This window comes from Planctomycetota bacterium, assembly GCA_038746835.1.
Taxonomy (GTDB): Bacteria; Planctomycetota; Phycisphaerae; order Tepidisphaerales; family Tepidisphaeraceae; genus JBCDKH01.
Genome location: JBCDKH010000023.1, coordinates 15,885 through 29,508, shown reverse-complemented (window position 1 = coordinate 29,508; position 13,624 = coordinate 15,885). Strand labels below are relative to the sequence as shown.

Below are 13,624 nucleotides of genomic sequence, written 5' to 3'. Positions count from 1 at the left end.
GCTCGACGAAGCACCCGAAGTTCTCGACGCGCGTCACGGTGCCGGTGACTTGACTGCCGACAGCGTACTTCGTCTCGGCCTGCTCCCACGGGTCCGGCGGGCGATGGCTCAGCGACAGCGCGATCTTGCCTCCGCCCTTGCCGCCCTTCTCGATCTTGTCGACGCGGACCTCGACCTCCTCGCCTTCCTTCACGAAGTCGGCCGCGTTGGCCATCCGCTTGTGGGTGAGCTGGCTGACGTGCAAGAGCCCGTCCACGCCGCCCAGATCGACGAAGGCACCAAAGTCCTTGACGCTCTTGATCGTGCCCTTGATGAGGGCACCTTCCTCCAGGTTTTTCAGCGTTTCCTTCCGTGCCTGACGCGCTTCGGCCTCGACCACCGCACGCCGGCTCAGCACCACGTTCCGCTCGGCACGATCGAGCTTGGTGATTTTCGCCTGGACCTTCTGGTTCAGGAACGTGCTGATGTCTTTCTGGAAAGCCGTATCGACCTGCCCGGCGGGCATGAACGCGCGGATCGCGGTCTGGCCAATGCGGCATTCAAGACCACCCTTGTTCATGCCGGTGACCGTCGCCTCGACGACCTGTCCCTGCTTGAGCTCTTCCCACGCGCCGATCTTTCGGGCGGCCCCCTTTTTGTGGGCGCGGTAGATGCCCTCGGCCGCGTCGTAGGTCTCGATGTCGACCTCGACGAACTCACCCTCGGCCGGAACCGGGTCGAACTGCTTGGCCTGCACCACCGCCTGGTGCTTGCCACCGAGGTCGACGAGCAACTCACCCTTCGACAGGTCGACGCGACTGACGACGCCCGCCTGCGTGCCGCGGAGTGTCGCCTGATCGACCGCCTGCTCGTCGGCAGACGCGTCCATCATCGCCGACACGTCGGTCCCGCCGAGGGCCGCTTCGATCTCGGCATCGACGTCGGGATCGGTGTTCGCGCGGAACGTCTCGCTCGTATCAGCTGGGTCAGCGGGCATCGCTGTGGGCGTCGCCGGCGTTGGTGGAACGGGCTCGGCGGGCGTCGCAGGTTCGACGAGTGGCGCGACCGGAGTCGCACCGGCATCGGCCGGCTGGGGTTCGGGCGAAGGCACGGCAGGCATGGACGAATTGGACACGGGAGGCGTGGACGAAACCGAAGGTCGCTCGCCGCCTCAAAGGCGGCACGTGGCACGAGGGCCGGTGCGTACTCTACCCGCCATGCCCGACCATGCCACGCCCATCAGCACACTTCGCACACTCCTCCGCGAAAAAGCCGTCCTCGGCAGCGTCGGCTCCGTCGTCGGATGGGACGAGCAGACCCAGCTCCCACCCGCCGGCACCGATCTCCGGGCCGACCAGTCGTCGCTGCTGGCCCGGCTGATGCACGAGCGGGCGACGTCTGCCCAGCTCGGCACCGCCATCGCTGATGCTGAAGCCGCCTCACCCGAAGGCGACGAGGCCGTCATCGTTCGCGAGGCCCGTCGCGACTACGACCGCGCGACCAAGCTGCCCACGCGGCTCGTCGAAGAGCTCGCCCGGGCGGAGGTCAAAGGCCACGCGGCATGGGTCGAAGCCCGGAAAAACGACGACTTCGCCGCCTTCGTCCCGCACCTGGAGACGATGCTCAAGCTCAAGCGCGAAGAGGCCGACTGTGTGGGCCATCCCCACCACGACGACGATCCGTACGCCGCCCTGCTCGACGATTACGAGCCGGGCGAATCGCCCGCTTACCTCGACGAGGTCTTCGCATCGCTCAAAGGTCCGCTCGTCGATCTCGTCGGCCGAATCAACGACAGTGGCAAAACGCCCCGACGCGAGCTGCTCACGCGGTCGTTCCCCGTCGACGCCCAGCGCGAGCTGTCGACCAAGGCGGCCAAGGCGATCGGCTTCGAATTCAACGCAGGCCGACTCGATGTGGCCGTCCATCCGTTCTGCTCCGGCTTCGGCCCGGGCGACACGCGGATGACGACGCGCTTCTTCGAGCATGACCTCGGCAACAGCTTCTTCAGCACGCTGCACGAAACCGGCCACGCGCTGTACGAGCAGAATCTTCCCAAGGCCGAGCACTTCGGCACCGCACTCGGCGAGAGCGTGTCGCTCGGCATTCACGAGAGCCAAAGCAGGCTCTGGGAAAACCTCGTCGGCCGAAGCCCCGCGTTCTGGCAGTACCTCTGGCCGACGGCACAGGAACTCTTCCCCGAGGCGCTTGGCGGCGAGTCGATGGACGACTTCGTCTTCGCCACCAACGACGTCCGGCCGAGCTTCATCCGCACGGAAAGTGACGAAGCCACTTATAATTTGCACGTTTTGCTCCGCTTCGAGATCGAGCGGGCACTGCTCTCGGGCGACCTGTCGGTGGCCGATCTTCCCGGTGCATGGGACGAGAAGATGGACGCGTATCTCGGCATCAAGCCGGACAAGGCGAGCAACGGCTGCCTGCAGGATGTTCACTGGTCAGCCGGCCTGATCGGCTACTTCCCGACCTACACGCTCGGCAACGTGTACGCGTCGTGCCTCTTCGACAAGGTCACAGACGCCTTGGGCGGCCAGGCCGAACGCGACGCCCTGTTCGCCCGCGGTGAGTTCCGCCCGCTACTCGACTGGCTCATCGACAACGTCCACCACCACGGCAAACGCCACGCCGCCCGCGACCTCGTCGAAAAGGCGACGGGCTCCAAGCCCACCGTTGAGCCGCTTTTGACGCATCTTCAGGAGAAAGCGAGCCTCTACTACGGCGTTTGACACCTCCATCATCCCGAGCGAAGCCGAGGGACCTCGCAGTGGAACGCAGTTGCAGAAGCGCGAGTAGAGACGAGGTCCTTCGACTCGCTGCGCTCGCTCAGGATGACGGATCGATCGTGACCAACTTCCCACCCACGAACCGCAGCGGCTTCCGCGGATTCCCCGGATCCCACCGCACGTCCAGATCGTGCTCGACGCCGACGAGGTCCAGCAGCTTGCCCGCCACGAAGTCGACCACCTCGCCGACCGTCTGAGGGTTGAGGTAGAACCCGGGATTCGGCGACGCCAGAATCACGCCGGCCTCACTGAGAATCCGGTAGTTTCGCACGTCGATCGCGCTCGGCGGCATCTCGCGATGGCAGACAATCAGGCGACGCCCTTCTTTCAACGTCACCGCAGCGGCACGTGCAATCAGGTTGCCGCCCAGACCGGCCGCGATCTCGGCGAGCGTGTTGCCGCTGGCGGGGATGACGATCATGCCGTCGTGCAGGAAGGACCCGCTGGCCAGCGACGAGCCGACGTCGTTGTAGTTGTGGACAACGAGGTGCTCCGTGTCGCCGTCAACGAATTGGCCAAGGCCGGCCTGGTCGAGCTTGGTGATGCCCAGCTCGTCGTGAATCAGCCGGCGACCGAGCAGACTGACGACCAAGTGCGTCTCCACCTTCGCCTTGAGCAACCCGCCAAGAACACGCTGGGCGTAGAGCGCACCACTGGCCCCGGTGACAGCGACGACGATGCGGTTGGGACGATCAGGCATCGGCCAACCGTACGAGCCAATCGGCAGCTTCGCGTCGCGTTCGCAGCCGCAGCCACCGAGAGTCGCCTTCCGATTCCTTCAGGAACTGACGCCTGCGAGGATGATGCGTCGACCACGCCCATCGAATCGGATGCTCCGGATCGAGCCAGGCAGACAGCCGTTCGCGGTTGTCATTCCACAGCTTTTCCTGGAAAATAACACGTTTCGCCGACCGCGTGATGACCTGCCACATCACACGCCACCGCGGCGGATCGAGCCACACGACCGTCGTGGCCCGCGCGAGGATGATGTCGCGCACCATCCCATAGTTGCCGTCGATGACCCAGGCTGCTTCGGTCGTGAACGCGCTCACCTTCTGGCGAAAAAGACCCTCGTCCATCGGCGTCCAGTCAGGCCCGTGGAAGGCGGCGTCGAGCTCTATGTGACCAACGCCAAGCCGCTGAGCGGCCGCACGAGCCAAGGTCGATTTGCCCGAACCACTCGTGCCGAGAACGAGGATGCGCGGGCCGTCGTGCACAGGAGTGCAGCGTAAGCCACTGTGGAGGCACGCTGCCAATGCTGTTGTTAATCATGATCCGAGCGACTGAAATCGCTCAAAATCATTTATTGCCCGAGTCGTACACCGGCGAAAACTCCTATGTACCACTGATTGGCGTTTCGACCCAAATCGTCGTCGAAATTGAGTGTGGTGTAGAGCCATCCACCTTCCAGGCCGCCGACGAATCCCTCGCCGGCGTAGCCGAGGCGGGCGAAGGGTTCGACCCCGAATCCGACGGCGGTTTCGGTCTCTTCGACCTCGCTCGCGAGCACGTCATCGGCGAACTCGAGCTGCTGTCCGAAGCTCAGGAATCCGAACGCTGGCCCGACGCCGACACCCGGCTCGAGGAACCATCCTTCGCCGAAGAAGTCGGAGCCGCCGAGATATTGTCGGTAACTGGCCGATACCTGAGGAGTGACCAACAACACATCAACAAAGTCGTCAACTGACAGTAAAGGTTCCCCAGAAACACTCGACCCACCCAGGTCGCGCCGGGTGTAACCGAAACCAATCCGTCCGCCGACCCGAGGACCACTGCCGAAGTCGTCGACGACCGCGAGCGTGCCCGAGACGCCCGTCGCAAACCGCCCAGATACCCGCGGCCCGTCGATGACGGACTCGAAGCCGCCCTCGTCCTCCAGATCGAACCCGCCGAGGGCCGCCCCGAAGTCGATCTCGGGCCCGACCCCATCGGCACAACCAGCCCCGGCGAGGGCGATCAGCGGCAGGCACAGCTTCCATCGTCGCATCGGTGTCACGCTACCAGAGACCCGCACCCGCTCGCCAGGTTCGCCAAGGCCGCATCTGCCAAACCGGCAGAGCCCCGGATCGGCAGCGCGAAGTTGGCAGCTTTCAGCGAGGAATCGCAACGCGGCATGCCGCACAAGTCGTTGACAGTGAACACTCCACGGGCGATGGCTGATATGGCACGGTGGTTGTGATCTAGTCAGCGAGATGCCCGCGGCAGCGACTGCCTCCTTCGCACCTGACACCACCATCGGCGGCGGTGCGGGGCGACTGACGGTCCTGCTGGGCGACGAACAAGATGCCGGCGAGCCGTGGCACCAGACCGCAGTCGGCCTGCTCGGTGCCCAGGGCATCGAGACGCTGGTCGCCCGCACCGGACGAGACGCGCTCGAGCGGCTCGAGCAGGCGGCGCTCGGGGACGGCCCGCGGATTCACGTCGCCGTGCTGGAGCAAGCGATGGCCGACATGTCGGCACTGCAGGTGCTGCGTCGGCTTCGCGAGCGACTCGCGGAGATGGCGTCGACTTCCGGCCAGTCCTCTGCTTGCCCCACGCCTCCGCCGGCAATCCTCTTGGCTCAACCCTCCGCCCGCGAAGGAGGCCTGAACAGCGGGCTCATGCACGACGCGCTCACCGTGAGCGTCTTCAGCGTCCTGCCCAAGCCCGTCGACACGAACCAACTCCTCGACACCCTCGCCCGCGCGATGCGAAGGCACTACGCGGGGCGATGGCCGGAAGGGAGAAAGGAGAAGGGATGAACGAGGAAGGTCAGAGGCTGACTCTGCTCTCTGAACCTCCTCCCTTAGCCCTCATCCCTCCTCCTTGCGAACACCAACAACGTCCACCCCCACAGAGAAACCTCAACAACCAACTCACCACCATGGCCCAACTCCGACCCCTCGGCGGCAACATCCTCGTCAAGCGTCTCGAAGCCGAGACCGTCACCAAGAGCGGCATCGTCCTGCCCGACAGCGCAAAGGAAAAGCCCAAGCGCGGCACCGTCCAAGCCATCGGCGACGGCAAGCTCCTCGACAATGGCGAGAAGAGCACCTTCAGCGTCAAGAAGGGCGACGAAGTCCTCTTCACCAGCTACGCCGGCACCGAAGTCAAGATCGACGGCGATGAGCTGCTCATCATGAGCGAAGACGACGTCCTCGCCATCGTCAGCTAACGCTTCCACCTCGCTGTCTCTGCCCTAAGCCCTAGGCCCTAACAACTAATAACTCATGCCTGCTAAGAAAATCGCTTTCGACCAAGACGCACGCTCCGCCGTCTACGCCGGCGTCAAGAAGCTCGCCCGCGCCGTCAAGGTCACCCTCGGCCCGTCAGGCCGCAACGTCGTCCTCGAAAAGTCCTTCGGCTCGCCCACCGTCACCAAGGACGGCGTGACCGTCGCCAAGGAGATCGAGCTCGAAGACTCGTACGAAAACATGGGCGCCCAGATGGTCAAGGAGGTCGCCGACAAGACCTCCAAGATCGCCGGCGACGGCACCACCACCGCCACCGTCTACGCCGAGGCTATCTTCGGTGAAGGCCTTCGCAACGTCGGCTCCGGTGCGAACAGCACCCAGGTCCAGCGCGGAATTCAGCGGGCCGTCGAAGCCATCGTCGCCGAGCTCCGCACGATGAGCCGCCCGGTCAAGGACTCCAAGGAAGTCGCCATGGTCGGCACGTCCTCCGCCAACCAGGACAAGCAGATCGGTGACCTCATCGCCCAGGCGATGGACAAGGTCGGCCGCGACGGCGTTATCACCGTCGAAGAGGGCAAGGCCCTCGACACCACGATCGACCTTGTCGAGGGCATGCAGTTCGACAAGGGCTACCTGTCGCCCCACTTCGTCACCGATCAGACGACGCGCGAGGCCGTCCTCGAAGACGCGTACGTCCTCATCTTCGAGAAGAAGATCAGCAACGCCCGCGACTTCATCCCGATCCTGAGCAAGGTCGCCGAGAGCGGCAAGCCGCTGCTCGTCATCGCGGAAGACATCGAGGGCGAAGCCCTGGCGACCCTCGTCGTCAACGCCCTTCGCGGCACGTTCAAGGCCGTCGCGGTCAAAGCGCCCGGCTTCGGCGATCGTCGTAAGGCGATGCTGCAGGACATCGCCGTCCTCACCGGCGGCGAGGCCGTGATGGAAGAGCTCGGCCTCAAGCTCGAGACCCTCGAGCTCGACAAGCTCGGCCGGGCCAAAAAGGTCCGCATCAACAAGGACACCACGACCATCATCGAAGGTGCCGGTGCCGAGAAGGAAATCAAGGCCCGCATCGAGCAGATCAAGAACGAGATCGACGCGACCACCAGCGACTACGACCGCGAGAAGCTCCAGGAGCGTCTCGCCAAGATGGCCGGCGGTGTGGCACAGATCAACGTCGGCGCGGCCACCGAGGTCGCCATGAAGGAGAAGAAGGCCCGCGTCGAAGACGCCCTGCACGCCTGCCGCGCCGCCGTCGAGGAAGGCATCCTTCCCGGCGGTGGCACCGCGACCATCCGCGCCGCGGCCAAGACGCTCGACAAGGTCAAGGGCGACTGTGACAACGAGGACCAGAAGATCGGCGTCGACATTGTTCGTCGCGCCGTCGAGGCCCCGCTCAAGCAGATCGCCGAGAACGCTGGCGTCGACGGCAGCGTGGTCGCCCAGAAGGTCAAGGAGAACCTGAAGGACGTCACCTTCGGCTACAACGCTCTGACACACGAGTACGGCGACCTCATCAAGATGGGCGTCATCGTCCCGACCAAGGTCGAGCGCACCGCCCTCGAAAACGCCGGCAGCATCAGCGGCCTGCTCCTGACCACCGAGGCGGTCATCAGCGAGATCAAGGAAGACAAGCCCGAACCCGCCGGCATGCCCGGCGGCGGAATGGGTGGCATGGGCGGAATGGGTGGCATGGGCGGGATGATGTAGAAGCCCGTTGAGAGAGCACTTGATTTCGAAGCGAACCCGCCGGCCGACGCACCCGCGTCGGCCGGTTTCTCGTATAGTGCGCTGCCATGTCCGCCCTGCTCATCCCGCCACCAAAGCCAGAGGACGTGGCCAAGGCCAAGCCGCTCGAACTTGTACCGCTATTGGAGAACGGCGATCGCCTTTCGGGCGCCGAATTCATGCGTCGCTACGAGGCGATGCCGAACGTCAAGGCTGAGCTCATCCACGGAGTTGTTCACATCATGGCCAGTCCGGTTCGCAACACATTGCACGCTGCTCCAATGAGCCGCCTGATCGGATGGCTCAGCCTCTACCAAAGCCGCCACCCCCACCTCGTTGCAGGCACGGACGGCACCGTTATCCTCGCCGACGACGAGCACTTCCAACCCGACGCATATCTCTTCGATCCCAGCGGCTTAGCAACTGTTGGCGAAGACGACTACGTCCACGGCCCGCCGGAGCTCGTTTGTGAAGTAGCAGCGTCAACTGCCGGTCGAGACGCACATGAGAAAGCAGAGGCCTACGCCGCCGCGGGCGTTCAGGAGTATCTGCTCTGGCGAACCGAGGAAACCGTCCCACAGCTCGACTGGTTCACGCTCAAGGACGGCCTCTACCACCCAATGCCGGCCGACGCCGACGATGTGATCACCAGCGGCGTTTTCGAAGGACTGCGACTGAACCGCCGAGCGATGCTCGAAGGCGACATGGCGGCGGTCATCGCCACGCTCGCAGGGTGATCACTCCGCATCAAACGTGCTTCGCCCGACGCATCGGAGCACCGGGGGAATTGTCAGGGCTGAGGTTTCCGGGACGTCGCCACTCGCCACGAACGTGTGCTGCTCGCCCGGCAGGAGCGTGATGCAGTTGCTATCTGATGCCACTGCGGGATCGACGCGTTCCGCGAAGAAGCACAGGTCGCGGACGAGCGTCTCGGCGGTCACGGTGACACGCTCGCCATCGACGGTCGTGGTGTATCGCGGTGTCGGCGAGTTGATGTCGCGGTCGGCGGCGAACCACCAGAACGATCGCTCGCCGCCGTCGGGTTCTGCCAGAACGAAGCTGTCGGGTCGGCGGGTCGCGGTCCAGGCGTCGGGGACGTCAATCTGATGCGATGACCTCGCAGCAAGAGCGAAGTCGACCGCAGTCTCGGCAAGCGTGTCGCCGGCGAGCGTGATGTGCCGCAGTCGCAGCGCGCCGCTCCACGCCGCGTCATGGTCGTTGTGGAGGTACGCACGCAGCGGACCCGCGTCGTCATCCCAGCCAGTCAGCGGCTGGGTCGCCCGCGGCATCACGTTGCAGACACGCGGGGCGAAACCGCGCTGCACCGCGTACCACGCAGGCTTGCAGCGGCCGATGCCGTGGGTGTCGAGGTCGATGAGCGACCAGCTCGACCCCGGCCAGCAGTCGTTGAGCTGCCAGATCAGAATGCCGTTGTTGTAGGGGAAAAGCGATCGAAACCAGCCGAGGCTGACGGTCATCGCCCTGGCCTGTGCGACCTGCGTGAGGTACAGCCACTCGTCGAAGTCGTCGGGGACGAGGAAGTCGTCGCTGAGCCGCGTCGTGCTCTTGTCCTGGCCGTCGCCGATAGTTCCGTCGTAGCCGTTCTTGTTGTGCGACCGCATGGTCGGGCTGTACCAGCGGCGTTGATCTTCGGGCACCGACTGCTCGATCGCGGGCCAGGTCGGCTGGCCGTGGAAGCCGAACTCGCTGCAAAAGCGTGGCGAGTGCCCGACATAGCCGAGGTAGTGGCCGGGTCCGTGCCAGACGTTCCAGATGTGCCGATTGCCATGCTCGTTGTCGTTGGGGTGGCGATCGGTCCGTTCGAAGTCCGCCAGTGTGCCGCCGTTGCTCGGGCTGCCGGGCCAGTAAGGCACACCAGGCGCTAGGTCGGCCACGGCGCTCGGCAGCACGTCGAAGTAGTACTTCGCGCCCCAGCCGCGGCTGCCAATCGAGTCCGGCCACGACTGACCACGAAAGTGCCAGTCGCGATGGCCCCACAGGTTCTCGTTGTTGCCGTTAAACAGGACCAACGACGGATGACGGCAAAGGCGTGAGACATTGTCGCGCGCCTCGGCCTCGACTTCGTCCGCAACCTCGTCCAGCTCGCTGTACGCCGCACAGGCGAAGAGAAAGTCCTGCCAGACCATCAGGCCCATCTCGTCGCAGAGTTCGTAGAAGCCGTCCGACTCGTACAATCCGCCGCCCCAGATGCGGACCATGTTCATGTTCGCCGACGCCGCCTGCTTCAGGCGTTCGCGGTAGCGATCGCGGTCGACGCGGGCCGGGTAGACGTCGTCGGGAATCCAGTTCGCGCCCTTGCAGTAGACGCTCCTGCCATTGATGCGAAGCTCCATGCGCGACCCGTTCGCAATGCCGTCAACAGGCCACTGCGCGTCGTCGGCGTCCGAGTCCGTGATCAGCTCAACCGTGCGCAAGCCGATCCGATGCGTGCGCCGATCGAGAACCGCGTGGCCGTCGTGAAGCTCGACCTGCAGGTCGTAGAGCGGCTGATCGCCGTGCGTCCACGGCCACCACAGCTGTGGCTCGTCGACGGTGATCACGCCGTCTTTTGACTCGAAGACGACGCCGTCAGGCGATGTCAGCTTGGCCGTCGCCGTGCCACGACCTTCAACGTCGGCGTGGATGGCGACGGTCGCCTCGTTGTCCATTGCAGAGGTCACGATCGGTCGGACGTCGCCGAGTCGACCCGTGCTCCAGGCTTCGAGCCGCACATCGCGCCAGATGCCGCTGGTCGGGGTGGCCGGGCCCCAGTCCCAGCCCATGTCGCAGCTCATCTTGCGAACAGCGTTGTGCGGTTGTGTCGGGTTGCTTCCGCCGCCCTGTCTTGGCAAGGGGCCTTGACGCTCTTCCGCCTGCCAGATCTCCGGCAGCGGCGCTGCGAACCGGACGGTCAGGTCGTTGTCGCCGAGATGAAGCGCGGCTTTGGCATCGAGCCGGTATCGGCGATGCATGTTGCGCGTCCGGCCGATGGTCGTGCCGTTGACAACGACCTCGGCGAACGTGTCCAGGCCGTCGAAACAGAGCTCGACGTGCTCGTGGTCCAGCGTCGCCTGGTCGACGGCGAGCGTCGTCTGGTAGGTCCAGTCGGCCCGCCCGGTCCAGAGCACCTGCTTTTCGTTGAGGCCGATGGTCGGATCGACGATGAGTCCCTCGCGCAGCAGATCGACATGCACCTGCCCCGGGACCGTCGCTGGGACATCGCGGCCGATCAGATCGCTGGGGGCTTCGGATTGGTCATGCGTCGTGCCGAGTTCCTTCGGATGGACGTGGACCAGACGAAACTGCCAGGCGTTCCCGGTGAGTGACTGATTGACGGGCATCGACATCGGCCGACAACCTAGCGGCCTCGAGACTCCGATTCATGCGGAAGTCGCCCGGACGGCCGATCGGAACAGCCTCAACCCAGCAGGCTCACCGTTGTCACCGCTCTTCTCGATATGCTTCTTCGCGTAGGCGGGATGCTGCATCGGCTCGACGTAGCGCTCCGGGTGCGGCATGAGCCCCATGACCAGCCCCGTCGAATCTGTCAAACCCGCGACGTCGGCCACGCTGCCGTTCGGGTTGGCGGGCAAGTCGTCTGACAGCCGCTGCGCCGGCTCCGCGTAGGTGAACGCGGCGTGGCGATCAATCGTTGCCTCGTCACCGATGAGCCGACCCTCGGCGTGAGCGATGGGCAGCTCGATGGCCTCGTCGGCCGCGAAGTCCGCCGTCCAGATCGAGCTGGCACCGCCTCGGCGAAGCGTCACCCACCGGCACGCGAACGAGCCGGACACGTTCGTGTCCAACGCCGCCCGCTCGGCATTGCCACCCGGCAGGAGTCCGGCAGAGACCAGCACTTGGAAGCCGTTGCAGATACCCAGAACCGGCCGCCCACTGTCGACGAACCGGTGCAGCGCGTCTCCGAACTGCCGGACGATTCGGTCGCCCAGGATTCGCCCTGCTGCCACATCGTCGCCGTAGCTGAAGCCGCCAGGGATGGCCAGGAGGTCGTAGCCGGCAAACGGATCTCGGACATCGAGCGTGTTCACGTGACGCAGGTCCGCCGACGCACCGGCCAGCTCGAAGGCGCGGGCGGTCTCGAGATCGCAGTTGATCCCGGCGGCTTGGAGGACGAGCGCGCGAGCCATGTCACGAAGCTAGGTGAAGCGCGCTGCGAGTGCACGAAATCGATCCGCCGGGCCGATAACGCGAAGGAGGGACGGTCCGACCGTTCGATCTGTGCCCATCCTCCTTTCGCCCTTTTGACTTCATGGATTTCGGAACCTTCATCGGCTACGGCGTTGCCTGGGGCTCGCTCGGCTTCGGCATGTGGCACGCCACGCACGGGGCGATCGGCCCGTACATCAAGCCGGCCGAGGTGATCCTAGTCGGCGGCGCCGCCGTCGGTGCCGCCATCGCCGGAACGCCGCTCAAAGGCGTCATCCTGAGCATGAAGGCGAGCATGAAGATGCTCTTCGCCCCGCACCACGACGCCGAGCACGTCGTCAAGGAGATCGTCGAGTACGCCGAAACCGCCCGGCGTGACGGCGTGCTAGCCCTCGAAGAGGCGAGCAAATCGCACCAAGACCCGTTCATGCGCAAGGGCCTTCAGCTCACGATCGACGGCACCGACGCCGAAGTCGTCGAGACGATCCTCCGGGCCGAGATCGACGCGATGCTCGAACGACACAAGCACGGCAAACACTTCTGGGCGGCGCTTGCCAAGTTCGGCCCCGGCTGTGGACTGCTCGCCTGTCTGATCGCTCAGATCGCGCTGTTCAAAAACCTGGACGGCGACCCCGCCGCGATCGGTGGCGCCTTGGCCATCGCCCTGACCGGAACGCTCTACGGAGCCATGCTGCAAAACGTCATGGCTGGCCCGATCGCCGAGAAGCTGGCACTGCTGTCAAAGGAAGAAGCCTTCGTGAAGGAGGTCATGATGCAGGGCCTCCTCAGCATTCAAGCTGGCAACAACCCGCGCGTTGTTGAGATGCAGCTCCTGAGCTTCATGACCACCGCCAAACAAGCCGCGATGGCTCGTGAGGACTAGTGCCTCCGATCGCGCGGCAGACCACTTAGCCAGCGTCGTACCAGTTCACGCCCCGCCACTCTCCGTCCGCCACCAGCATGTCGTGTGATCCAGAGGAACTCTGCGAAGAATGCCCCGAGTGGATCTTCACTCTGGCCGACCTGCTGATGTGCATGATGGGTCTGTTCGTGATTCTGTGGGTGCTCAAACCCGATGCCACTAGCGACGCGGAGCAGGCGACTCAGCAGGAGATTCGTCAGCAAGAGCTCATTCGAGATATTCAGAACGCCTTCGGTGCAACGTCCGCTGACACCGCCGAGAGGCAGATGCGCATCGAAGAGCTGTACCGCGCGCTCGATCAGATGAAACGCGACGGCGCCGGTGGGAAAGGTCATGCCGAGACCGCGGCCAAGGGGGCCGAAGGCAGCGATCCGGAAGTGATGAACATCCGTGACGGCGACTACGCCGGCCTCGGTGGACGGGTGCACTTCGACGCAGGCAGCGACACGCTCACCGAAGAGTCCGCCGTCGCCGTCCGTCAGGTGGCCGCGAAGATTCGCGGTTTCCGCAACATCGTCCTGGTCAAAGGTCACACGTCGCCCGACGACCTGCCGATGGAAGTTGCCCGAAACAGCCCCGAGGGCCGTCGCCTCGAAATCGACCTCGCTCTGCGTCGTGCCAACGTCGTGACCGACGCTCTGATCGCGGCTGGCGTGACCCCCGACATTCTCCGCGTCCAGGCTGCGGGCGGCTACGAGCCGATTCGACTCCGCGCGTACGACGAAGCCGATCGCCGCATGAACCGCCGCGTCGAGATTCAAGCCACCGACCAACTCACCGCCGACCGCGCCGCCCGCGATCCAGCTGCGGCAGACTGAAGCTCGACCTTTCACGTCGCGGCGAGCTCAGACACTGGT

13 protein-coding genes are annotated in these 13,624 nt (G+C 64.8%); 7 read left to right on the top strand and 6 right to left on the bottom strand.

Going from position 1 to position 13,624, the window contains the following annotated elements:
- Nucleotides 1-1,099, bottom strand: a 1,099-nt coding sequence (locus AAGI46_04375) for a S1 RNA-binding domain-containing protein (GenBank protein MEM1011440.1), incomplete at its 3' end; no start/stop codon positions are given.
- A gap of 97 nt (nucleotides 1,100-1,196) precedes the next feature.
- On the opposite strand from AAGI46_04375, the gene AAGI46_04370 reads away from it, so the two are divergent.
- Nucleotides 1,197-2,720 (top strand): carboxypeptidase M32, encoded by a 1,524-nt coding sequence (locus AAGI46_04370; GenBank protein MEM1011439.1) that lies wholly within the window; start codon nucleotides 1,197-1,199, stop codon nucleotides 2,718-2,720.
- Between the two features lie 97 nt (nucleotides 2,721-2,817).
- On the opposite strand, the gene AAGI46_04365 is transcribed toward AAGI46_04370, so the two are convergent.
- The 3 genes from AAGI46_04365 to AAGI46_04355 all read right to left on the bottom strand — a co-directional run bounded on the left by AAGI46_04365 (nucleotide 2,818) and on the right by AAGI46_04355 (nucleotide 4,764).
- Entirely contained in the window at nucleotides 2,818-3,477 is a 660-nt protein-coding gene (locus tag AAGI46_04365; GenBank protein ID MEM1011438.1) for a UbiX family flavin prenyltransferase, read from the bottom strand.
- Nucleotides 3,470-3,994, bottom strand: a complete 525-nt coding sequence (locus AAGI46_04360; GenBank protein ID MEM1011437.1) for an adenylate kinase — start codon at nucleotides 3,992-3,994, stop codon at nucleotides 3,470-3,472. Before AAGI46_04360 ends, AAGI46_04365 begins: the two co-directional genes overlap by 8 nt.
- Nucleotides 3,995-4,080: 86 nt before the next feature.
- On the bottom strand, nucleotides 4,081-4,764 hold the full coding sequence (locus AAGI46_04355; GenBank protein MEM1011436.1) for a hypothetical protein: 684 nt from the start codon (nucleotides 4,762-4,764) through the stop codon (nucleotides 4,081-4,083).
- Nucleotides 4,765-4,969: 205 nt separating this feature from the next.
- On the opposite strand from AAGI46_04355, the gene AAGI46_04350 reads away from it, so the two are divergent.
- From AAGI46_04350 to AAGI46_04335, 4 genes are all read left to right on the top strand, one after another.
- Complete coding sequence (locus tag AAGI46_04350) at nucleotides 4,970-5,518, top strand: hypothetical protein (GenBank protein ID MEM1011435.1); 549 nt, start codon at nucleotides 4,970-4,972, stop codon at nucleotides 5,516-5,518.
- A 122-nt stretch (nucleotides 5,519-5,640) separates the two neighbouring features.
- On the top strand, nucleotides 5,641-5,931 hold the full coding sequence (locus tag AAGI46_04345) for a co-chaperone GroES (GenBank protein ID MEM1011434.1): 291 nt from the start codon (nucleotides 5,641-5,643) through the stop codon (nucleotides 5,929-5,931).
- Nucleotides 5,932-5,986: 55 nt separating this feature from the next.
- Complete coding sequence (groL, locus tag AAGI46_04340; protein MEM1011433.1) at nucleotides 5,987-7,660, top strand: chaperonin GroEL; 1,674 nt, start codon at nucleotides 5,987-5,989, stop codon at nucleotides 7,658-7,660.
- An 86-nt stretch (nucleotides 7,661-7,746) separates the two neighbouring features.
- Nucleotides 7,747-8,415, top strand: coding sequence for a Uma2 family endonuclease (locus AAGI46_04335; GenBank protein MEM1011432.1), 669 nt, complete (start codon nucleotides 7,747-7,749; stop codon nucleotides 8,413-8,415).
- Here the strand turns inward: AAGI46_04335 and AAGI46_04330 are convergent, their stop codons facing one another.
- Both AAGI46_04330 and purQ read right to left on the bottom strand, forming a co-directional pair.
- A complete protein-coding gene (locus AAGI46_04330) occupies nucleotides 8,416-11,025 on the bottom strand; it encodes a glycoside hydrolase family 2 protein (protein ID MEM1011431.1) in 2,610 nt (869 codons plus the stop codon).
- 33 nt (nucleotides 11,026-11,058) lie between these two features.
- Nucleotides 11,059-11,826, bottom strand: a complete 768-nt coding sequence (gene purQ / locus AAGI46_04325; GenBank protein MEM1011430.1) for a phosphoribosylformylglycinamidine synthase I — start codon at nucleotides 11,824-11,826, stop codon at nucleotides 11,059-11,061.
- A gap of 122 nt (nucleotides 11,827-11,948) precedes the next feature.
- Here purQ and AAGI46_04320 point away from each other — a divergent pair, with 122 nt between their 5' ends.
- Complete coding sequence (locus tag AAGI46_04320) at nucleotides 11,949-12,728, top strand: MotA/TolQ/ExbB proton channel family protein (GenBank protein MEM1011429.1); 780 nt, start codon at nucleotides 11,949-11,951, stop codon at nucleotides 12,726-12,728.
- A 77-nt stretch (nucleotides 12,729-12,805) separates the two neighbouring features.
- Nucleotides 12,806-13,585, top strand: coding sequence for an OmpA family protein (locus tag AAGI46_04315; protein MEM1011428.1), 780 nt, complete (start codon nucleotides 12,806-12,808; stop codon nucleotides 13,583-13,585).
- The last annotated feature ends 39 nt before the right edge of the window (nucleotides 13,586-13,624 follow it).

Bases quoted from the DNA above. Each gene is read 5' to 3' on its own strand.
- AAGI46_04370 (MEM1011439.1), top strand. From the start codon at position 1,197: ATGCCCGACCATGCCACGCCCATCAGCACACTTCGCACACTCCTCCGC.
- AAGI46_04365 (MEM1011438.1), bottom strand. From the start codon at position 3,477: ATGCCTGATCGTCCCAACCGCATCGTCGTCGCTGTCACCGGGGCCAGT.
- AAGI46_04355 (MEM1011436.1), bottom strand. From the start codon at position 4,764: ATGCGACGATGGAAGCTGTGCCTGCCGCTGATCGCCCTCGCCGGGGCT.
- AAGI46_04350 (MEM1011435.1), top strand. From the start codon at position 4,970: ATGCCCGCGGCAGCGACTGCCTCCTTCGCACCTGACACCACCATCGGC.
- AAGI46_04345 (MEM1011434.1), top strand. From the start codon at position 5,641: ATGGCCCAACTCCGACCCCTCGGCGGCAACATCCTCGTCAAGCGTCTC.
- groL (MEM1011433.1), top strand. From the start codon at position 5,987: ATGCCTGCTAAGAAAATCGCTTTCGACCAAGACGCACGCTCCGCCGTC.
- AAGI46_04335 (MEM1011432.1), top strand. From the start codon at position 7,747: ATGTCCGCCCTGCTCATCCCGCCACCAAAGCCAGAGGACGTGGCCAAG.
- AAGI46_04330 (MEM1011431.1), bottom strand. From the start codon at position 11,025: ATGTCGATGCCCGTCAATCAGTCACTCACCGGGAACGCCTGGCAGTTT.
- purQ (MEM1011430.1), bottom strand. From the start codon at position 11,826: ATGGCTCGCGCGCTCGTCCTCCAAGCCGCCGGGATCAACTGCGATCTC.
- AAGI46_04320 (MEM1011429.1), top strand. From the start codon at position 11,949: ATGGATTTCGGAACCTTCATCGGCTACGGCGTTGCCTGGGGCTCGCTC.
- AAGI46_04315 (MEM1011428.1), top strand. From the start codon at position 12,806: ATGTCGTGTGATCCAGAGGAACTCTGCGAAGAATGCCCCGAGTGGATC.